The sequence below is a fragment of the Sphingomonas sp. genome, from assembly GCF_026460985.1.
GTDB lineage: Bacteria > Pseudomonadota > Alphaproteobacteria > Sphingomonadales > Sphingomonadaceae > Sphingomonas.
The window spans coordinates 1-20,270 of sequence record NZ_JAPKNM010000123.1 but is presented as its reverse complement, the minus strand read 5'-3'; the positions used below and the strand labels follow the sequence as shown (position 1 = coordinate 20,270).

Below are 20,270 nucleotides of genomic sequence, written 5' to 3'. Positions count from 1 at the left end.
CTAGGCAGCAAGCTGCCAAGCTCCGCTATCCTCTCCCCTATCAAGGGGAGAGGAAAATTTGGCCTGAATGTCGATCCGCTCTAAGCCGCCGCGAAGTCCTTGACCGGCAGGAAGGTCTGCCCGGCGCCGTCGCGCGGGATCGCCGCGGCGACGACCGTCCCGCCCGCCAGGGGCCGGGAGCGGATCATGAACTTGCCTCCCAGCTCGGCGACGCGATTCGCCATCGCCGCCATGCCGACGCCGGGAGCCGGACGATCGCTCCACCCTTCGGGCAGTCCGATCCCGTCGTCCTTGACGACGACCAGCAAGATATCCGCCCGGCTTTCCAGCCGCACGCGAACCTGCGTCGCATGCGCGTGCCGGTGGATGTTGGCCAGTGCCTCCTGGACGAACCGGAACATCGCCGCTTCCACCGCGGTGCCACGGCGGCGGTCGTCGCCGTAGATCCGCGCCAGGATCTCCAGCCCCGACCGCTGCTCGAGGCCCTCGCACAGGGCGCGGACCGCATTGTGCAACCCGCAGAGCCGCAGCTCGGGCGGATGGAGCACATAGGTCACGCCCCGCAGGTCGCGATGGAATTGCGACAGCAGGTCGCCGATTTCCTGCGCGATCGCGATCGCCGCGGGGTCGTTGCTCACCGCCAGCAGCCGCGCCAGCCCCAGATTGACGCCCGTGAGATGCTGCGCCGCCGTGTCGTGGAACTCGCGGGCGACGCGCTGCCGCTCGTCCTCCTGCGCCCGGATCAGGTTCGCCTGCGCGCGCATCAGGCTGGCGCTCAGGCTCAGCGTCTGTGCCCGGAGCTCGACCAGTTCGGTGACGTTGATCCGCGAGACCGTGGCGTAGCGCCGATTGTCGGTCTCGAAGACCGAGATCGATATCTGGAAATGGCAATCGTCCGCGGCGGCCTTGAAGGATCCGAGGAACTGGCTGGTCGTCCCCGCGTCGATCTCGCGGATCCCGCGCAGCATCACCTCGACGCCGTTGCGGTCCAGGTTCGGGCCGTCCAGGAAATATCTTGCGAGATTGCCGCCCCGCTGCAGCAGGGCCGGCTGGCCGACATATTCCGCCGCGCGTTTCCACGCAGCGTTGACCACCAGGATGTTCCACCTGCCGTCCACGACGGCCACTTGCGCCAGTTCGTCGCCTGCAAGGGCATGGTGCGCATCGGGGCTGGACAGCCCGCCCAGATCATTGGAACACTCGGGCAGTTCGCTCGAGGCGCTCTTTCCTCGCAAGCTGAGGCGCATTTCCACCGGCAGTTGCGGTCCCGTCAGGTACGACATCTGTTACCCCCAGATATCTGCACAAGGCACCAGTCGTTCGTTCCGTTTCCCAAGGAACTCCGGCCGAACTGCGAACGACATCCGGCCGAATAAATCAACTTTAGTTTATCCGCCGCCGAGTCGCAACGCCCAAACGCCCGGTCGCGCAGTTATTTTTCCTTTCAACTCCAAATCTTGGCATGAAGGATTAAAACATACCCCAAAAGGGCAATATCAACTCATACAATCCGCGCCGAATGGTTTTGAGTTGAGCATTGGTTTCCCGGCGCGATAATTTTCGCACCAGAACTCACCCAGTTGATCACCGCTCCTGCCGGCTTACTGCCAAGAGCTACCGCCCGTCTCACTCCGTTACGGCTGATGACCGACGACTATTTCATCCTTCGGGCCCACGCCCGCGCTCGCACCGCCCGGCATCGGACAGGCCTTAAACATCCTCGAACGCCACCGCCGTGAAACGGCCATGCACCGTACCCGCCTCCCCGGCACGCCACAATCGCACCGCCTCCCCCGCCACGATCAGCCACAGCCGGCCGTCCGGCTCGGCCATCCTCGCATCGGTCACGGAGGGCGTCGGGTCGCCGCTCGGATGCGAGTGCCAATAGCCCGCGATCCGCGGGCCGCCGGCGCGCTCGACGCGCAGCGCGGCGAACAGCGCCGCGGGCTCGATCTCGAAGCGCCGCTCGGGCTCTTCCGCTACGTTTTCAACGGCTTGCCACCCGGTAATCGCGTCGTCCGATCCGAACAGCAATCCGCATGCCTCCCGCGGCTCCGCAGCCGCGGAAATCCGTTGGATACCGATCAGTACAGATCTTGAAACGCGTGTCGTCATCCCCATCTAGGCGTACAGAATGGATCGGGGGGTTACTACACTCGAGGCGCGGATTTCGGAGGCCGCGGACGGCTGGCGGCTCGACCGTGCGCTTGCCGACGCCGTGCCCACCCTCTCGCGCGAGCGGTTGAAGGCGCTGATCGCCAGCGGCGCGGTCACTGGGCCCGAAGGCCTCGCCCGCGATCCCTCGAAGAAGGCGCCGGGCGGCGCGCTGTTCAGCATCGCGGTGCCCGATCCGACCCCCGCCCATAACGAGGCGCAGGACATCGCGCTCGACGTGGTGTTCGAGGACGAGCATCTGATCGTGGTCGACAAGCCCGCGGGCCTCGTCGTCCATCCCGCCGCGGGCAATCTCGACGGGACCCTGGTCAACGCGTTGCTCCATCATTGCGCCGGCCAGCTCTCGGGGATCGGCGGCGTCGCGCGGCCGGGAATCGTCCACCGAATCGACAAGGACACGTCCGGGCTGATGGTCGCCGCCAAGACCGATCGCGCACATGAAGGCCTCGCGCGACAGTTCAAGGCGCACACGATCGACAGGCGCTACAGAGCCATCGTCGCCGGGAGACTGTCAACTTCGGCGGGTACGATTTCCACGTTCCTCGGGCGATCGTCCACCAATCGCAAGAAAATGGCAGTCGTACGCGAAGGACAGGGCAAGCATGCGATCACGCATTGGCGTCAAATTCGCCAACTTCGCGATGCCGTTCTTGTCGAATGCCGCCTGGAGACTGGACGGACGCACCAGGTTCGTGTCCACATGGCCTCGATCGGACATCCGCTGTTGGGAGATCCGGTCTATGGCAGCACGCGGCCCGTCCATCGTGCACTTTTGGCAACCTTGAATTTCCGCCGACAGGCCTTGCATGCGGCGCATCTGGGGTTCATTCACCCCGTGAAAAGCCACGCTTTGGCATTCGATAGCGAAATGCCTGCGGATATGCAGGAACTGTTCAATAAGCTCATCGTATGAATTTCGTGGCGTTGCCCCTTTGCGGGGGAGCGCCCAGTGAAGGGAGAATATGATCCATGGCTAGCGGCAGCAACGTCCCTGCGACGATCCCCGCGCTTGGTGGTGAGGCGAGCCTCAACCGCTATCTGTCTGAGATCAAGAAGTTTCCGATCCTCGCGCCCGAGCAGGAATATATGCTCGCCAAGCGCTTCCAGGAGCATGGCGACCCCGATGCGGCTGCGCAGCTCGTCACCTCGCACCTGCGACTCGTGGCGAAGATCGCCATGGGCTATCGCGGCTACGGCCTGCCCGTCTCCGAGCTGATCTCGGAGGGCAATATCGGCCTGATGCAGGGCGTGAAGAAGTTCGAGCCCGACCGGGGCTTCCGCCTCGCCACCTATGCGATGTGGTGGATCCGCGCCTCGATCCAGGAATTCATCCTGCGCAGCTGGTCGCTCGTGAAGATGGGCACCACCGCCGCGCAGAAGAAGCTGTTCTTCAACCTGCGCCGGATGAAGGCCAAGCTCGACGCGTTCGAGGATGGCGACCTGAGCCCCGAGCACCTCGCCAAGATCGCCACCGATCTCGGCGTGACCGAGGAAGAGGTCACCTCGATGAACCGTCGCATGGCGATGGGCGGGGATACCTCGCTCAACGTGCCGATGCGCGAGGATGGCGAGGGCCAGTGGCAGGATTGGCTCCAGGACGACAGCCAGCTCCAGGACGAGGCGGTCGCGGAGGCCCAGGAGGCCGATGTCCGCCACGAGATGCTCGTCGACGCGATGGAGGACCTCAACGAGCGCGAGCGCCACATCCTCACCGAGCGGCGCCTGACCGACGACCCCAAGACGCTCGAGGAGCTCAGCCAAGTCTATGGCGTGTCGCGCGAGCGCGTCCGCCAGATCGAGGTGCGCGCGTTCGAGAAGCTCCAGAAGGCGATGATGCGCCTCGCGGGCGAGAAGCGGCTGCTCGCGGCGTATTGACGAAGCGGTTGCGTTGATCGGGGAGCGGCGCCAATCGTCACTCTATGGGGGATGACCGTCACGATCCGATCGGGGAGACAGCCACGCGCGCACCGCAGGTGACGACGCGCATCGACGCGCCGAAGCCGGCGCGCGTGCGCAAGTCGCTCTGGCGCCGGATCCTCGGCTGGATCCTCAAGGCGATCCTGGTCTTCGTGCTCGGCTCGCTGCTCTGGGTGGTGGCGCTGCGCTTCATCAACCCGCCGATCACCTTCACGATGATCGGCGACGTGGTCGGGGGGCACGGCGTCACCAAGAGCTGGATGAGCCTCGACCGCATCGATCCCAGCATGGCCCGCGCCGCCATCGCCGCCGAGGATTCGCGCTTCTGCCAGCACAACGGCTTCGACTACCGCGCGATCGCCGCCGCCGCCGCGCGCAACGCGACGGGCAAGAAGCGCATCCGCGGCGGCTCGACGATCAGCCAGCAGACCGCCAAGAACGTCTTCCTCTGGCAAGGCGGCGGCTATTTCCGCAAAGGCCTCGAGGCGTGGTTCACGCTGCTCATCGAGAATATCTGGGGCAAGCGCCGGATCATGGAGGTCTATCTCAACGTCGCCGAGACCGGGATCGGCACCTACGGCGTCAATGCCGGTGCGATGCGCTATTTCAAGCACGACGCCTCGCGCCTCAGCGACCGCGAGGCCGCCTTGATCGCCGCGGTGCTGCCGCTCCCGAAGAAGCGCGAAGCGATAGACCCCAGGGGCTTCACGCGGCGCTACGGCAACTCAATCAACCGCCGCATCGGCGTCGTCGCCGGAGACGGCCTCGACTCCTGCCTGCGATAGGACGAGGCGGGCGAGCCCTTTAAATCCTCCCCCGCAAGGGGGAGGTCGCACGCGCAGCGTGACGGAGGGGGCGGAAACACTTCGGCCGGTGGGTCGCTTACCTCCCCCTCCGTCGCCTTCGGCGACACCTCCCCCTGGCGGGGGAGGATTGAATGTCGATACGACCTATCCCTCTCTTCCGTCATCCCGGCGAAAGCCGGGATCCATAGCCAAACAGGACCGTCGCCAGGGCGACGGGCGTGCACCGACTACTCGATCTTCTTGGCGGCATCCTTCGCGGCGCCGCCCACGTCCTTCGCCGCGCCGCCGACATCCTTCGCGGCCTCGCTGATGGCGTCGGCCTTCACATTCTCGCGGTTGTTCTGATTGACCAGGTACAGGGCACCGACCACGACGAGGATCAGTATCGCCAGCCCGATCAGCAGGCCCGCGCCGCTGCCGCGCCGCTCGATAACCACGGTGCCCGCGGGTGCGCTCGCCGTTTCGGTGACGCGTTCGGAAGTCGTACCATCGGTACGCTCAACAACTCGATCGACCATGGCCTCTCTCCTCCACTTACCCGTCAGCAACCGGCAAGAGAGTGAGATTGTTCCGTTTTGTCCCGGTCCGGATCAGAAGGGCAGCTTGAATCCCGGCGGCAGCGGGAGGCCGCTGCTCATCTTCGACATCTCGGCCTGCGATGCCGCATCGGCCTTGGCGCGCGCGTCGTTGAACGCCGCGGCGACGAGATCCTCGAGCATGCCCTTCTCGGACGGCGCGAGCAGCGACTCGTCGATGTCGATCCCGATCACGCGGCCCTTGGCGCTCGCCCGCACCTTGACCAGGCCGCCGCCCGACGCGCCCTCGACCTCGATCGTGTCGAGCGTCGCCTGCGCCTTGGTGAGTTCGGCCTGGACGTTCTGCGCCATGGCCATGATGTCTTCGAGGCTCTTCATGCCTGCTTGCTCCGTAAGTTGTTCCAGCCGATCAGCTCGGCATCGGGAAAGGCTTCCATCGCGGCCGCGACCACGGGGGAAGCCAGCACCGCCGCGCGCTCGGCGGCTTCATTCGCGGCCGCTTCCTCGCGCAGCGTCGGTGCGCCCGCATCCTCAACGCACTTCAGCCGCCAATTGACCCCGGTGATGTCGCGCAATGCGGCGCCCAGTTCGCGGATGAAGTCGTGCGGCAGTTCGCGCGCCGCGCCGAACTCGAATTCCGAGCCGTCGAACCGCACCGGCCGCAGATAATCGCGCACCTGCTGCGCAAGCTGGAAGCGCTTGCCCGCCTCCAGCCGCGCGGCCAGCTCGGTCATGCTCGCCGGCATCGCGGGTTCGGCGGGCTTGCTCGACGGCGCGGCCGCAGGCGCCGACACGCTCACGCTGCCGTTCGCGAGCTGGCGCGCCAGCTCGCCCGGGTCGGGCAGCTGCGAGGCATGGATCACGCGCAGCAGCGCCATCTCGCACGCCTCGATCGGCAGCGCAGCCTTGGCGACTTCGTCATGCCCGCGCAGCAGCAACTGCCAGAGCCGGTGCAGCGCGGGGAAGGACAGGCCGGCCGCCCAGTCCTGCAGCGCCTTCATTTCCTCGGCCGATTGCCCCGCGGTCGCATCGGTGCCGAGCTTGGCCAAGGTCACGCCATGCACGGTCTCGAGCAAGGTGCGCAGCACCGCCTGCGGATCGACGCCGAGGTCGTACTGTCCGCGCAATGCCGCCAGCGCGCCCATAGCATCGCCGGCGAGCAGCAGCCCGAACAGCGTCCGGATCGCGCCGCGGTCCGACAGGCCGAGCATCTGGCGCACCGCCTCGGCGCGCACCCCGCCGCCTTCTAGCCCGGCATGCGCGATCGCCTGGTCGAGGATCGAGAGCCCGTCGCGCGCCGATCCTTCCGCCGCGCGCGCGATCAGCGCCAGCGCCTCGGGCTCGGCCTCGACGCCCTCGGCCTCCGCCACCCGCGCGAAATGCCCCGCGAGCATCTCCGCCGGGATCCGCCGCAGGTCGAAGCGCTGGCAGCGCGACAGCACCGTCACCGGCACCTTGTTGACCTCGGTCGTGGCGAACAGGAACTTCACATGCGCCGGCGGCTCCTCGAGCGTCTTGAGCAGGCCGTTGAACGCGGCCTTGGAGAGCATGTGGACTTCGTCGATGATGTAGATCTTGTAGCGAGCCGAGACCGCCGAATAGCGCGACGCCTCGATGATCTCGCGGATGTCGTCGATGCCGGTATGGCTGGCGGCGTCCATCTCGATCACGTCGATATGGCGGCCCTCGGCGATCGCGCGGCACGGCTCGCAGACCCCGCACGGATCGATCGTCGGCCCGCCCTGCCCGTCCGGCCCGATGCAGTTGAGCGCCTTGGCGATCAGCCGCGCGGTCGAGGTCTTGCCGACCCCGCGCACCCCGGTCAGCAGGAAGGCATGCGCCAACCGGTCGCGCTTGATCGCGTTGCCCAGCGTCTGGACCATCGCGTCCTGCCCGATCAGCGCGGAGAAGGTCTGCGGCCGGTATTTGCGCGCGAGGACGCGATAGGCCTCCTGCTTGGGCTGGGGCGGTTCGTCGAGGCCGAGGAAGGAATCAGACATTGCGCGCCAGATTAGCGGGCCTAGGGCTCTGCGTCTTCAAGGAATGGTGGGAGCCGGAACGACCCGGGACGAAATCGTTACGGCTGCTTCCTTCCGGATCTGACCGGGTTGGCGACGGTACCGTCCGCCCGACTCCCGCGGCGCATATGGGCGAAGTGCCGCCGCGAGGCAAGGGCGGGAGCGCCCGATATGCGCGCTCCCGAACTCGGCTCAGCGATAGTAGCGCACCTTGCGGCAGACGCGGACGCGGTGGCCGTTGCGCCATTTCCGGGTGCAGGTGGTCCGCCAATAGGAACGGCGATGCGTGCGGCGCTCATAGCGGCGCTCGGTGCGGCGGTCCTGCGCAACGGTGGCGCTTGCGGTGGCGGCGAGGCCCGCGGTCGACAGGACGGTGGCGGACGGCACCGCCGAAGCCGATGCGGCGGGAACGGCCAGAACCGCGGCGGCTGCTGCCGCGACAAGCGTGAGAATCTTCATGCACATTCTCCTGATCCTCGGGATCAACCCCTGTGCGGCAGCAATTCCGAAACAGCGGCGTTGGTTCCCGCAATGGCGTCAAGGGCCAACCTCGGTGGTGACCGCAGGCTTGCCGCGGCGCTGCGCGAGCACTTCCTCGGCCTTGTCGCCGGTGATGCGCAGCGCCTCCAGCTCGGCCTCGCTGGCGGTCTCGACCCCCATCACCTCGTCACGGGCACCCTTCATCGCGTGGATGAGCTCGTCGATCTTGAGATGGAGCGCGACCTCGTGGCGCTTCTGCTGGTTGAGCACCATCTGGGTGAGGGTGATCGCCATCACCGACAGCACGAGGGTGAGCACCGCGGTGGCATCCTCGCCGAGCGGCAGCAGGAACCAGGCGAGACAGAAGAGGACGACGCCGATCTGCGCCACGGGATGCGCAGCCAGATTCGCCACGCCATCCGAGATACGGCTGCCCAAAGCGTAGAGGAACTGGCTGACGGTCTGCTTCGGCACGGGGCTCGAACGAAGCACGTTGCGGCCCGTTCCGGGAATCGATCGCGTCAGCGGCCCTGCATGTCGCGATGCTCGGACGGCATGCGGACGGTCAGCCCGTCGAGATCGGCGGTGAGCAGGATCTGGCAGGCGAGCCGGCTGGTCCGCGTGGCACCGATCGCGAGGTCGAGCATGTCCTCCTCCTCCTCGCTGGCGCGCGGCAGCCGGGCGAAATCCTCCGCGGCGACGATGACGTGGCAGGTCGAGCACGACATCTGCCCCTCGCAGGTCCCTTCCAGTGGTTGGCCGGCATTCTGCGCGACTTCGAGCAGGATCGCGCCCTCGGCCGCCGCCACCTCGCGCGTCTCGGTCTGGTCGGCGCTGACGAAGCGGACGCGGATCATGCCGCCACCTTCTGCGCGCGCGCCGCGGCGTTGATCCGGTCGAGCGCGGCCATCAGTTCCTCCTCGGTGGTGTAGCGCCCGAAGCCCAGCCGGATGCTCGACCGCGCCTCGGCATCGCCCAGTCCGATCGCGCGCAGCACGTGGCTCGGCCGCCCCGATCCGCTGGCGCAGGCAGAGCCCGCCGAGAAGGCGATGTCGCGCAGGTCGGACATCAGCCGCGCGACGTCCAGGCCTTCGCGGCGAATGTTGAGATTACCGTGATAGCGTTCGCCCTGCGAGCCGTTGAGCGTCCAGTCGGCACCGATATGCGCGAGCGCCGCGCGGAACAATTGCTCGGCATGGGCATGGTCCGCCCCGAAGCGCTGCTTGGCGAGCCGCGCCGCTGCGCCGAACCCGGCGCAGAGCGCAGGCGAAAGCGTCCCCGATCGCCCCGCAGGCTCCTGCCCGCCACCATGCAGCAGCGGCTCGAGCGTCACGCCGTCGCGGATCCACAGCGCGCCCACGCCCTTGGGCCCGTGGATCTTGTGCGCCGACACCGCGACCAGGTCCGGGCCCTCGGGGATCAGCACCCGCCCGAAGCCCTGCACGGCGTCGCACAGGAACAGCGCGCCCGCGGCATGTGCCAGCTCGGCCAGCTGCTCGACCGGCTGGATCGTCCCGATCTCGTTGTTGACCAGCATCGCCGCGACCAGCCCGGTCCCCGGCCGGATCGCGGCGCGCGCGGCGGCGAGATCGACCAGCCCGTCGCCGCCCACCGGCAGCACGGTTGCCTCGCGCCCCTTGCGCGCCTCGGCCTCGACCGTGTCGAGCACCGCGGCATGCTCGGTCGCCAGGGTGACGATCGGCCCGCGCGTGCCCTTGATCGCCCAGTTGAGCGCCTCGGTCGCGCCGCTGGTGAAGCTCACCGCCCCGCCCTCGGGCATCAGCCCGGCGACGTCGTCGCGCGCCACCTCGACCGCCGCCTTCGCGGCGCGGCCCGGCGCGTGCGCCGAATGCGGATTGGCGTGCTGGCTCTCGAGCCAGGGCAGCATCGCGGCGAGCGCCTCGGGCGCGAGCGGCGTGGTCGCCTGATAGTCGAGATAGGTCATGCCGCCCGCGCCCGGGCTTCGTCGGCGATCTCGCGCCAGACGGCGGCGAAGGCGTCGACATCGGCCTCGGTGGTCGCCCGCCCGAAGCTCACCCGTACGACTTCGCGCAGCGCCGGCTCGGCCCAGTCCATCGCGGTCAGCACATGGCTCGGCCGCAAGCTTCCCGACGAGCAGGCGCTCCCCGCCGATACCGAAATCCCGGCCATGTCGAAACGGATCAGCTGCGCCGCGGCAGATACCCCCGGCATCCGGTACGCGCCGATCAAAGGAGATCGCGAACTCCCCGCGCCGACGATCTCGGCGCCCTCCAGCGCGGCCTCCAGCCGGGCCCGCAACGCCGCAGGTCGCTGCAGGTCCTCGGGCACCTCGACCGCCGCCGCAAATCCCAATGCCCCCGGCAGATTCTCGGTGCCGGCGCGATAGCCCTTTTCCTGTCCCCCCATGGGCATCAGCGTGGCAAGGTCACGGACGAACAGCGCGCCGATCCCCGGCGGCCCGCCGCGTTTGTGCGCAGATACGGCGAGCAGGTCGGCGTGGCGCAGCGCCGCCGCGGATGCCCGCGCAGGCATCTGCGCCGCATCGACCAGCAGCAGCCCTCCCGCCTCGCGCACGATCGCCGCAATCGCCTCGATCGGCTGGATGATCCCGGTCTCGCTGTTGGTCCGCTGCACGCAGAGCAGCACGCGCGGCCCCATCGCGGCCCGAAGCGCATCGAGATCGAGCGTTCCGTCGGCCTGCACCGGCAGCACCTGCGCGCCTTCGGCATGGCGCAGGACCGAATCATGCTCGACGGCGGTGATCAGCACCCGCTCCGCCATCGAACGCCGCAAGCCGATCCACAGCGATTCGCTCGCGCCGCTGGTCAGGATCGTCTCGTGCGCCCAGCCATAGGCGGCGGCGATCCGCGAGCGCGCCGCCTCCAGCGCCGCCCGCGCCGCGCGTCCCTCGGCATGCGGCGAGGACGGATTCGCCCAATGCGCCATCCCTTCGTTCACCGCCGCCACTGCGGCAGGGATCATCGGCGTCGTCGCGGCGTGGTCCAGATAGATACGGTCGGCCAAGTTGGTTCCAATTGCGTGAAGGGCGGCGCTGCCTATATAGCGCCCAACTCCCCGCGCTCCACTGCGCGCCCCATTTTCAAGGCAGGCCAAATTGCCCGAAGTCATCTTTCCCGGTCCCGAAGGCCGCCTCGAAGGCCGTTTCGCTCCCGCGCCCAAGCCGCGCGCGCCCGTCGCGATGATCCTCCACCCGCATCCCAATGCGGGCGGCACGATGAATAACCGCATCGTCCAGGAGCTCTACAAGACCTTCCAGCGCCGCGGCTTCGCGACTTTGCGCTTCAACTTCCGCGGCGTCGGCAAGAGTCAGGGCACCTTCGACAACGGCATCGGCGAGTTGAGCGACGCCGCGTCGGCGCTCGACTGGGTGCAGAGCTTCCATCCCGAAGCCTCGACCACCTGGATCGCCGGCGTCAGCTTCGGCGCGTGGATCGGCATGCAGCTGCTGATGCGCCGCCCGGAGATCCGCGGCTTCATCTCGGTGGCGCCGCCCGCCAACATGTACGACTTCAGCTTCCTCGCGCCCTGCCCCAGCTCGGGCATCATCATCCAGGGCGAGGGTGACGAAGTCGCGACCCCGGCGGCGACGCAGAAGCTGGTCGACAAGCTGCGCACCCAGAAGCACATCACGATCCATCACGACACCATCCCGCAAGCGAACCATTTCTTCGAGCACGAGATGGACCAGCTGATGGGCTCGGTGGACCGCTATCTAGACATGCGGCTCGATCCCAACTCGCCGATCCGGTGACCGGCCAAGAGCCGGAGCGCTCCCTCAATCGTCACCCCGGCCTTGTGCCGGGGTCCACCGGGAGGCGAGCGAAAGGATAGAGGTTCGCGGTCAGCCGATGCGGCACAGTGGACCCCGGCACAAGGCCGGGGTGACGATCTGTTAGTCGCGAACGCCGATCACCTTGTCCACCCACGCGTCCACCACCGCCGTAGCCGGGTAATCCGGATCGCCGAGCGAGCGGTTGATCGCCATGTGCCCGCGCAGGCCCCTGCCCTCGATCGCGGCCACCGAGACATCGGCGCCCGCGCCGCGCAATGCCGCGCCCAGCGCCTCCGATTGCCGCTTCCCGTCCGCGCGGTCGACATGGAGGATCAGGAAGGCCGGCGCGTTGGGCGCGGCGGCCTGCAGCGTCGGCGAGAGCGCGCGCTGGCGTGCCGGATCGTCGCCGAACGCCTGCGCATAGGTGCGCTGCATGATGCGCGGACCTTCCGCACGCTGCGCCGGCACGTCATAGGCCGCGCCGTCGAGCAGCACGACGCCGTCGAGCCGGTCGAGCCCCAGCCCCGCGCGCTTCAGATATTGCGGGTCGGTCGCGACCAGCGCCGAGAGATGCGCGCCCGCGCTATGCCCTGAGAGCACGATCCGCCGCGCGTCGATCCCCAGTTCGCGTGCATGGGCGACGAGATGGCCGATCGCGTTCGCCACGTCCTGCGCCTGATCCTCGACCCGTGCGCCGGGCACGAGCCGATAGTTGACCGAGGCGAAGGCGAAGCCCCGCCCAGTGAAATGCGCGACCTTCTCCACGCCTGTGGCATTGCGCTTGTCGCCCTGCCGCCACCCGCCGCCATGGACGAAGACGAACAACGGCGCGGGCCCCGTCGCCCCGCGTGCCGCATAGAAATCGAGCCGCTGCAACTGGTCGCTGCCGTAAACGAGCTCGCGCGGCGCCTCTTGCGGCACGCTCCCGGCAACGGCGGGAGAAACGATCAGCAATCCGGCGATAAGGATCGGGATCAAACGCATCGCACACCTGGAGGTTCGTGATGCCCGATCATGCCGCCCGCCGCTCCGCCGGTCCAACGAACAAGTGTAACCAGATGTAACGGCGCACGAGCGCGCGCCTACACGCTCCAGATCAGCAGATTGCCGAGCAGCACCAATGCGCAGATCAGCATCAGCACGCCCTTGAACCGGTCGCCGCCACGCCAGGTGCGGATGCCACCCCAGACCAATGCGAACATCGCAACCACCGCGATGCTCAGCAGCAGCGGATTGAGCGCCGGATCCATCATCGCGCGATCAGCCAGATCAGCGCCGCGATCGCGAGGCCGGCGACCACGAAGCCCGCGATCACGCGCGGCTCGCCGCGATAGATCAGCCGCAGGAAGTACCACAGGAAAAGCCCGAGCCCGCGCGTGCCGACACTCAGCACGTTGGCGATCACCGCGCCGAATCGCTTCTCCTTCATCAGTCCCTCGATCCCAGCACCGCGGCATAGGCCTCGGGATCGGCATTGCCCCCGGAAAGCACGACGAGCAACCCGGGCTTCGCCTCCACCTTGCCTGCCAGCAGCGCCGCCAGCGCGGCCGCCCCGCCGGGCTCGAGCACCAGCCGCAGCTTCGCCGCCGCCCAGCGCTGCGCATCGCGGATCTCGCGCTCGGTCACCGCGAGGCCCTTGGCATCGCGCCGGCTGAGCACGTCGAAGGTGAGTTGCGAGACTTCCTTGGTCTGCAACGCATCGCACGCCGTCGGCGGCGGATTGTCGCCCACCGGCTCGATCCACCCGGCCTCCAGGCTGCGGCGCATGTCGTCCCAGCCTTCGGGCTCGACCAGGGTGATCTCCGCCTCGGGAAGCGCCAGCGCCAGCCCCGCGGCGAACCCGCCCCCGCCGCACGGCACCACGACGTTCGAAGGATCGGGCAATCTCATCTCGACCATCTGGGTCATCGCCTCGATCCCCGCGCTGCCCTGCCCCTCGATGATCCACGGATCGTCGAAGCTCGGCACCAACACCGCGCCGCGCGCATGCGCCAGGTGCGCGGCGATCTTCTCGCGGCTCTCGGTCGCGCGGTCGTACTTCACCACTTCGGCGCCCATCGCCAGAGTCGCGTCGAGCTTCACCTTCGGCGCATCGGCGGGCATCACGATCACCGCGGGGATGCCGAGCTTCCGCGCCGCCCAGGCGATTCCCTGCGCATGATTCCCCGACGAGAAGGCGACGACGCCCCGTTCGCGCCCCGCGGCGTCGAGCGCAGTCAGCCGATGCCAGGCCCCGCGGATCTTGAATGCGCCGACCGGCTGCAGCGATTCCGCCTTGAAGCAAACCGGCACCCCACGAATTTCCGCCGTCAGCAAAGGCGTTTGCGGCAGGATCGCCGCGATCTTCGCCGCAGCGTCGCGTACTCCCGCTCGAGTCGGCTGTCGCACAATCGTCACACTTCACCCCCGCCGTATATTTCCGGGTCTCGAATCACTTTACATGGGGGGACCTCGCCCCTAAATGCCGCCTTCCGCTGCCCCATGGGACTTCCAACCGCAAGGCAGCTTTTCGTCAATGATTGCCGTAAGGCATTTGGAGGTCCCTTGAGTTGCACAAGCATCATAGCGCGCTGGGGTTAGCTTCTCCCCGATCGACCGCCGTTCGCGGTATCGACATCGCCAGCCAGCGGCCGGTCCAGCCGGTCACGCTGACTCGTCCGCACGCCGCATCGCGTGCAGCCCGCTTCTTCGTCGAGAAGTTCCCGGGCCGCTCGATGTATGCCGTGAAGGCCAATCCGTCCCCGGATCTGCTGCAGATCCTGTGGGATAGCGGAATCACGCATTACGACGTCGCCTCGATCGCCGAGGTCCGGCTCGTGGCGCGTACGCTCCCGGAAGCGACCCTGTGCTTCATGCACCCGGTCAAGGCCGAGGAAGCGATCGAAGAGGCGTATTTCCAGCACGGCGTGCGGGTCTTCAGCCTCGACAGCCTGGAAGAGCTGGAGAAGATCGTCGCCGCCACCAAGGGCGCCGAGGACCTGACCCTGTGCGTGCGGATGCGCGTCTCGTCGGATCACTCGAAGCTCAGCCTCGCCTCGAAGTTCGGTGTCGGCCCCGGCGAGTCGAAGGAGCTGCTGATGGCCGCCCGCCAGGTCGCGGACGCGCTCGGCATCTGCTTCCATGTCGGCAGCCAGGCGATGTCGCCCGAAGCCTATTCGAACGCGATGGAGCGCGTGCGCGCCGCGATCGTCGAGGCGGGCGTCACCGTCGACGTGATCGATGTCGGCGGCGGGTTCCCCTCGTCGTACCCGGGCATGGAGCCGCCGCCGCTCGAGCGCTATTTCGCGACGATCCACCGCGCGTTCGAGAGCCTGCCGATCTCCTATTCGGCCGAGCTCTGGGCGGAGCCGGGCCGCGCGCTCTGCGCCGAGTACAGCTCGCTGATCGTGCGCGTCGAGAAGCGCCGCGGCGACGAGCTCTACATCAATGATGGCGCGTATGGCGCGCTGTTCGATGCGGCGCATATCGGCTGGCGCTTCCCCGTCCGTCTCCTCCGTGAGCCGGATTCGAACGCCCGCGACGTCGAGTTCAGCTTCTACGGGCCGACCTGCGACGATCTCGATCACATGGCGGGCCCGTTCCCGCTGCCCGCCGACATTCGTGCCGGCGACTATATCGAGATCGGCATGCTCGGCGCGTACGGCGCTGCGATGCGCACCGCGTTCAACGGCTTCGGCTCGGACCAGACGGTGATCGTCGACGACGAGCCGATGACCTCGCTCTATCTGGAGCAGGCCGAGGAACGCGCGCCGGCCTCGAACGTCGTCAAGCTGTAAATATTGAGCGTCATCCCGGCGAAAGCCGGGATCTCGTGCCACGAGTCCTGAATTAGCGGCCTGAGGCCCCGGCTTCCGCCGGGGCGACGGCTGCGCCTATGGGTTTCCGCGTCCCCTTGAATGACGGCGGCCATGCAGATTGGGAGATCCCCATGTCCGACACCCTCCTCAAGACCGCGGCGGCCAATCCGCCGATCAACGACACCCGCAAGGCCGAGCTTCTGTCGAAGGAAGTGAAGCATATCGACATCACCAAGTTCGACGCACGCCCAATCGTCGACGCGATGGCCGACATGAGCTTCACCAGCCGCGACCTCGGCCGCGCGACCAACATCTACAACCAGATGCTGGCCGACAAGGACTGCACGATCTTCCTGGTGATCGCGGGCTCGACTTCGGCCGGCGGCTGCATGGATCTCTATGCCGAGCTGGTGCGCAACAACATGGTCGACGGCATCGTCGCGACCGGCGCCACGATCGTCGACATGGATTTCTTCGAGGGCCTCGGCCACAAGCATTATCAGGCGCTCGAAATCCCCGACGACGATACGCTGCGCTCGCTCTATATCGACCGCATCTACGACACCTATATCGACGAGGAAGACCTCCAGAACGTCGACCACACGATCTTCGAGATCGCGGAGTCGCTCGAGCCGGGCGCCTATTCGTCGCGCGCCTTCATCCGCGAGATGGGCAAGTATCTCGTCGAGCACGGCAAGAAGGAGAACAGCCTCGTCAAGCTCGCCTACGAGCATGACGTGCCGATCTTCTGCCCGGCGTTCGTCGACAGCTCGGCCGGCTTCGGCCTCGTCAAGCACCAGGTCGACGCCGCCAAGGCCGGCAAGCCCTATGTGATGATCGACGCGGTCGCCGACTTCCGCGAACTGACCGACATCAAGATCGCGGCGGGCACCACCGGCCTGCTCATGATCGGCGGCGGCGTGCCCAAGAACTTCATCCAGGACACCGTCGTCTGCGCCGAGATCCTCGGCCACGAGGACGTCGCCGTGCACAAGTACGCGGTCCAGATCACCGTCGCCGACGTGCGCGACGGCGCCTGCTCGTCCTCGACGCTGCAGGAGGCCGCGAGCTGGGGCAAGGTCAACACCGGCATCGAGCAGATGGTCTTCGCCGAGGCCGGATCGGTAATGCCGCTGCTCGCCAGCGACGCCTATCACCGCGGCCACTGGAAAGACCGCGCCAAGCGCGGCTGGGCGAAGCTCTTCGCCTGAAGCGAGCGCAGCTGAAACGAAGCGGCCGGGGAGCGATCTCCGGCCGTTTTGCTTGGCGCGGCGATCTATTCCTCCCCCGCCCGGTCCGTGATAGCCTCGCTCGCAAATCAAGTGCTTGGGAGGGTGCTTTATGACGCGGACTCGCAGGAGCCGGGCTTGGGCGATGCTGCTCGGCGGTGTCGCGCTTACCGTTGCAGGGCAGAGCCAGGCGCAGACCAGTTCCCCGCCGGCCAAGGCCGAAGCCCCGGCCGAACAGGATCAGGTCACCATCACCAGCCAGCGCATGCCCGCTGCCGAGGCGCCGCGCTCCTCGACCTGCGAGGTGCTGTCGAGAGATCCGTTCCTGCGCGCCTCCGGTCTGGCCGCGCGCGCCTATCTCCCGACCCGGCCTACCCGGAATCCCGACTATAGCGCGCCGCCTTCGGTCGCTCCCGGATCGCCGCTGCCCGAGCTTTCGAAAACGCGCTTCGGCGTGCGCGACGTCGAGGGCGCCGACATGCCGACTTCGTCCGGCCCCAGCGCGCTCGACGGAACCGCCGCGGAGATGGGCTCCGCCGCCTCGCTCGACCAGAACAGCCTCGCCGCCGCGATTGGAGCGTGCCGCAGCGCCTATATGCGGGGCGGCGGCGACACCAGCGCGAGCGGCGGAAGCACGGGATTCATCCCGGCCAACAGCGGCGCCCTGGAGACCGGCGTGCCGATGAGCGATCCGGAATGGCGCGTCGCCGCGGGGAATGCCCGCTATCTCGAGTCGCGCTCGTTCATCGCGAGCCGCGACACGACTTTGCCCATGGGCTTCGCATTGTTCGACCAGGGCCGCTACGGCGAGGCGCTCGACTGGTTCCGCAAGGCCGCGAACAAGCTCCAGATGCGCGAAGGCGGCGACGAGGCCGCCTTGTTCGTCGGCAAGATCTACCTCCAGGGCCTGCGCGAACAGTCGGATCCGGCGGAGGGCGTCAAGTGGCTCAAGAAGGCGGCGACCGCTCCCTTCGACCCCACTAAGGAAACCCCGATGTTCGACCCGCGCCAGCCGGATCGCAACACGGCGGTGGGCGAGGCGGCGGTGATCCTCGCCAACATCTACAGCAACGGCTTCGGCCCCGTGGCCAAGGACCCGGCACAGGCGCGCGAATGGTATGAGCGCGCCAGCAAGGTCGGCCATGTCCCGGGCGCGAAGCGGCTGGGCGACATCTACTACGAAGGCATCGACACGCCGCGCGACGTGGCGAAAGCGGTCTCCTGGTACAGGCAGGCCGCCAAGCTCAATCATCCGGGCGCACAGGTCGCGCTCGCCGACATCCTCTGGAACGGCGAGGAAGGCGTGCCCCAGGACCGCACCGCCGCACTCGGCTGGTACCAGGCCGCCGCGCGCAACGGCAGCGCCGCGGCGCTCTACGCGCTGGGCCGGGCCTATGACCTGGGCGAAGCTGTCAAGGCCGATCCGGAGCTGGCGATGGGCTTCTACAAGACCGCCGCTTTGGGCGGGAACGCCGCGGCCAAGGTGGCGATGGGCACCTATTTCTACGAAGGCAAGCAGGTGCCCAAGGACGATGCGATGGCGCGCAAATGGTTCGAGGCCGGCGCCGCCGCCAACGACGCCGACGGCATGTTCAACCTTGCCGCGATGATGGCCAGGGGCGAAGGTGGCGACAAGGACGTGGCCAAGGCGATCGCATTGCTCCGGCGCGCGGCGCTTCAGGGACATGAGGCCGCGCCCCGCGCCATCGCGGCGCTGCAACGCCGGTAAACCCAACCGTAGCTGAGGAAATCCCCATGCCGATCGACCGCCGCACGCTGATCGGGGGCGCCGCCGCGAGCCTCGCCCTCGCCCCCGCCGCACGCGCGCAGGATGGCCCTACTCCCTATGTTCTCGGCACCGGCACCGCCGCCTGGCCCCCCAGGGAGCATTTCAAGCTCTGGCCCGGCACGCCGCCCGGGGCGCCCAACCCGCTCCCCGCCAACAACTTCACCGTCAACGGGAGCTTCCGCGAGCTGTGGCTGCGCGGCGTCTCCGAGCCGATGGTGGGAGTCTACCGCCCCGCCAGGCCCGATGGCCGCGCGGTCCTGTCGATCCCGGGCGGCGGCTACGGCTTCGTCTCGGTCGAGAACGAGGGCGTGGACGTCGCCAAGGCGCTCGCGCCGCACGGCATCACCGTCTTCGTCCTCGCCTATCGGCTCCCCGGCGAAGGCTGGGCCAATCGCGCCGACGTGCCGCTTCAGGACGCGCAGCGCGCGATGCGGCTGATCCGCGCCAATGCGGGCAAATACGGCGTGGATCCGGCGCGGCTGGGGCTGGTCGGCTTTTCGGCGGGCGGCCATCTCGGCGGCACGCTCGCGGTCGGCCATGACGACAAGGTCTATGCCGCGATCGACGCCGCCGACGCGCTCTCCGCCCGGCCCGCTTATGCCGGCCTCGTCTACCCCGCGGTTTCGTTCCATTCGGCAGGCTTCGAGGAGCGCAGGAGCAACGGCCTGTGGGGCGAATCCACCGGTCCCGAGACGCGGGCGCGCTACACGCCCCTCACCCGCGTCACCCCTGCCACGCCGCCGATCTTCCTCGTCCATGCGATGGACGACGGCACCGTGCCCGTGCAGCAGAGCCTCGCGATGATCGAGGCATGCCGGACGCACAAGGTTCCGGTCGAGGCGCACCTCTTCGAAAAGGGCGGCCACGGCTTCGGCGCGCTGCACCTTCCCACCGACCTCCCCGGCCACCTCTGGCCCGACCTCTTCGCCCGCTGGACGGCGAAACAGTAGGATCGCGATTCAAATCCTCCCCCGCCAGGGGGAGGTGGCGCCGAAGGCGTCGGAGGGGGAGGCAGGCAGTGCCCTCTCCAATTGAGCCCAGTGATTCCGCCCCCTCCGTCACGCTGCGCGTGCCACCTCCCCCCGCCAGGGGGAGGATTGAAAGGCCTCGCCCGTCTGAATTGTCGACACGACCTAGGTCCGTTGCATTCCCGAACCGATTGCGGCAGCCTCGCGCCGCAATAGGAGGGGACACTATGCACAGCCAGATTCTCGCGCCCGTAGTGGCGCTCGTCGCCTGGTCGCTCGTCATGCTCGTCTGGATGATGGCGACCCGCATGCCCGCGCTCAAAAAGGCCGGGATCGACATGTCGAAGGCGCGCGGCGGCCGCCCCGGGATACTCGACGGCATGGTCGACGAGCGCGCCCAATGGCCCGCGCACAACTACATCCACCTGATGGAACAGCCCACGATCTTCTACGCGATCTGCTTCGCGCTGGCGCTGCTCGGCGCGGGCGACGGCGTGAATGCGTGGATCGCCTGCGCCTATGTCGGGCTGCGCGTGCTCCACAGCCTCGTCCAGGCGACCTTCAACAAGGTAGCGGTGCGCTTCTCGCTGTTCGTGCTGTCGACGGTCGCGCTGGCGGCGCTGACGCTGCACGCCGCGCTGACGATCCTGCACCAGTCCTAGGCTGTATCGACATTCAGCCTCAATCTTCCCTCGCCCCCTGAAAGGGGGAGAGGGTTGCGCAGACTTAGGCCTTGCGAAGCAAGGTCTTAGTCGGAGCTGGGTGAGGGGGTGCGGCTGC

The 20,270-nt window shown here is 67.8% G+C and carries 23 protein-coding genes and 1 other RNA gene; 9 read left to right on the top strand and 15 right to left on the bottom strand.

Annotated features, from left to right (window positions below):
• Positions 1-80 precede the first annotated feature (80 nt).
• Positions 81-1,283 carry a sensor histidine kinase gene (locus MT490_RS20340; protein WP_297391677.1) on the bottom strand — a complete coding sequence of 401 codons (1,203 nt, stop codon included), beginning with the start codon at positions 1,281-1,283 and terminating at the stop codon, positions 81-83.
• A 427-nt stretch (positions 1,284-1,710) separates the two neighbouring features.
• Entirely contained in the window at positions 1,711-2,115 is a 405-nt protein-coding gene (locus MT490_RS20335; RefSeq protein WP_297391675.1) for a M67 family metallopeptidase, read from the bottom strand.
• 19 nt (positions 2,116-2,134) lie between these two features.
• On the opposite strand from MT490_RS20335, the gene MT490_RS20330 reads away from it, so the two are divergent.
• Genes MT490_RS20330 through mtgA form a run of 3 tightly spaced genes read left to right on the top strand, consistent with a single transcriptional unit; the run spans position 2,135 to position 4,877 of the window.
• On the top strand, positions 2,135-3,088 hold the full coding sequence (locus MT490_RS20330) for an RluA family pseudouridine synthase (protein WP_297391673.1): 954 nt from the start codon (positions 2,135-2,137) through the stop codon (positions 3,086-3,088).
• 56 nt (positions 3,089-3,144) lie between these two features.
• Positions 3,145-4,050 (top strand): RNA polymerase sigma factor RpoH, encoded by a 906-nt coding sequence (gene rpoH / locus MT490_RS20325; protein ID WP_297391671.1) that lies wholly within the window; start codon positions 3,145-3,147, stop codon positions 4,048-4,050.
• 44 nt (positions 4,051-4,094) lie between these two features.
• Positions 4,095-4,877: a monofunctional biosynthetic peptidoglycan transglycosylase gene (gene mtgA, locus MT490_RS20320; protein ID WP_297391669.1), complete on the top strand. Its 783-nt coding sequence runs from the start codon at positions 4,095-4,097 to the stop codon at positions 4,875-4,877.
• Between the two features lie 248 nt (positions 4,878-5,125).
• Here the strand turns inward: mtgA and MT490_RS20315 are convergent, their stop codons facing one another.
• The 9 genes from MT490_RS20315 to MT490_RS20275 form a co-directional block, all read right to left on the bottom strand.
• On the bottom strand, positions 5,126-5,416 hold the full coding sequence (locus MT490_RS20315; RefSeq protein WP_297391667.1) for a hypothetical protein: 291 nt from the start codon (positions 5,414-5,416) through the stop codon (positions 5,126-5,128).
• A gap of 72 nt (positions 5,417-5,488) precedes the next feature.
• Positions 5,489-5,812, bottom strand: a complete 324-nt coding sequence (locus MT490_RS20310) for a YbaB/EbfC family nucleoid-associated protein (RefSeq protein WP_297391665.1) — start codon at positions 5,810-5,812, stop codon at positions 5,489-5,491.
• Positions 5,809-7,434: a DNA polymerase III subunit gamma/tau gene (locus MT490_RS20305; RefSeq protein WP_297391663.1), complete on the bottom strand. Its 1,626-nt coding sequence runs from the start codon at positions 7,432-7,434 to the stop codon at positions 5,809-5,811. Before MT490_RS20305 ends, MT490_RS20310 begins: the two co-directional genes overlap by 4 nt.
• A gap of 42 nt (positions 7,435-7,476) precedes the next feature.
• Positions 7,477-7,574, bottom strand: an RNA gene (gene ffs, locus MT490_RS20300) — signal recognition particle sRNA small type.
• A gap of 70 nt (positions 7,575-7,644) precedes the next feature.
• Entirely contained in the window at positions 7,645-7,911 is a 267-nt protein-coding gene (locus tag MT490_RS20295) for a hypothetical protein (protein ID WP_297391661.1), read from the bottom strand.
• Positions 7,912-7,989: 78 nt separating this feature from the next.
• A complete protein-coding gene (locus tag MT490_RS20290; RefSeq protein WP_297391659.1) occupies positions 7,990-8,406 on the bottom strand; it encodes a low affinity iron permease family protein in 417 nt (138 codons plus the stop codon).
• A 47-nt stretch (positions 8,407-8,453) separates the two neighbouring features.
• Complete coding sequence (locus MT490_RS20285; RefSeq protein WP_297391657.1) at positions 8,454-8,789, bottom strand: 2Fe-2S iron-sulfur cluster-binding protein; 336 nt, start codon at positions 8,787-8,789, stop codon at positions 8,454-8,456.
• Positions 8,786-9,877: a cysteine desulfurase family protein gene (locus MT490_RS20280; protein ID WP_297391655.1), complete on the bottom strand. Its 1,092-nt coding sequence runs from the start codon at positions 9,875-9,877 to the stop codon at positions 8,786-8,788. The genes MT490_RS20285 and MT490_RS20280 overlap by 4 nt, the downstream gene beginning before the upstream one ends.
• Positions 9,874-10,938, bottom strand: a complete 1,065-nt coding sequence (locus MT490_RS20275) for an aminotransferase class V-fold PLP-dependent enzyme (RefSeq protein ID WP_297391653.1) — start codon at positions 10,936-10,938, stop codon at positions 9,874-9,876. Before MT490_RS20275 ends, MT490_RS20280 begins: the two co-directional genes overlap by 4 nt.
• 91 nt (positions 10,939-11,029) lie before the next feature.
• Between MT490_RS20275 and MT490_RS20270 the strand changes: the two genes are divergently transcribed.
• Complete coding sequence (locus tag MT490_RS20270; RefSeq protein WP_297391651.1) at positions 11,030-11,686, top strand: alpha/beta hydrolase; 657 nt, start codon at positions 11,030-11,032, stop codon at positions 11,684-11,686.
• A 141-nt stretch (positions 11,687-11,827) separates the two neighbouring features.
• Here the strand turns inward: MT490_RS20270 and MT490_RS20265 are convergent, their stop codons facing one another.
• The 4 genes from MT490_RS20265 to MT490_RS20250 all read right to left on the bottom strand — a co-directional run bounded on the left by MT490_RS20265 (position 11,828) and on the right by MT490_RS20250 (position 14,104).
• A complete protein-coding gene (locus MT490_RS20265; RefSeq protein WP_297391650.1) occupies positions 11,828-12,691 on the bottom strand; it encodes an alpha/beta hydrolase in 864 nt (287 codons plus the stop codon).
• Between the two features lie 98 nt (positions 12,692-12,789).
• Positions 12,790-12,957 carry a hypothetical protein gene (locus MT490_RS20260; protein ID WP_297391648.1) on the bottom strand — a complete coding sequence of 56 codons (168 nt, stop codon included), beginning with the start codon at positions 12,955-12,957 and terminating at the stop codon, positions 12,790-12,792.
• Entirely contained in the window at positions 12,957-13,136 is a 180-nt protein-coding gene (locus tag MT490_RS20255) for a hypothetical protein (protein WP_297391647.1), read from the bottom strand. The genes MT490_RS20260 and MT490_RS20255 overlap by 1 nt, the downstream gene beginning before the upstream one ends.
• Complete coding sequence (locus MT490_RS20250) at positions 13,136-14,104, bottom strand: pyridoxal-phosphate dependent enzyme (protein ID WP_297391645.1); 969 nt, start codon at positions 14,102-14,104, stop codon at positions 13,136-13,138. Before MT490_RS20250 ends, MT490_RS20255 begins: the two co-directional genes overlap by 1 nt.
• Positions 14,105-14,256: 152 nt before the next feature.
• On the opposite strand from MT490_RS20250, the gene MT490_RS20245 reads away from it, so the two are divergent.
• From MT490_RS20245 to MT490_RS20225, 5 genes are all read left to right on the top strand, one after another.
• On the top strand, positions 14,257-15,483 hold the full coding sequence (locus tag MT490_RS20245) for a type III PLP-dependent enzyme (RefSeq protein ID WP_297391643.1): 1,227 nt from the start codon (positions 14,257-14,259) through the stop codon (positions 15,481-15,483).
• 152 nt (positions 15,484-15,635) lie between these two features.
• The gene (locus tag MT490_RS20240; RefSeq protein WP_297391641.1) at positions 15,636-16,715 is read left to right on the top strand and encodes a deoxyhypusine synthase; all 1,080 of its coding nucleotides are present in this window, start codon (positions 15,636-15,638) and stop codon (positions 16,713-16,715) included.
• A gap of 130 nt (positions 16,716-16,845) precedes the next feature.
• Positions 16,846-18,462 carry a tetratricopeptide repeat protein gene (locus tag MT490_RS20235; protein WP_297391639.1) on the top strand — a complete coding sequence of 539 codons (1,617 nt, stop codon included), beginning with the start codon at positions 16,846-16,848 and terminating at the stop codon, positions 18,460-18,462.
• 26 nt (positions 18,463-18,488) lie between these two features.
• Positions 18,489-19,472: an alpha/beta hydrolase gene (locus MT490_RS20230; RefSeq protein ID WP_297391637.1), complete on the top strand. Its 984-nt coding sequence runs from the start codon at positions 18,489-18,491 to the stop codon at positions 19,470-19,472.
• A gap of 245 nt (positions 19,473-19,717) precedes the next feature.
• Positions 19,718-20,152: an MAPEG family protein gene (locus MT490_RS20225; RefSeq protein WP_297391635.1), complete on the top strand. Its 435-nt coding sequence runs from the start codon at positions 19,718-19,720 to the stop codon at positions 20,150-20,152.
• The last annotated feature ends 118 nt before the right edge of the window (positions 20,153-20,270 follow it).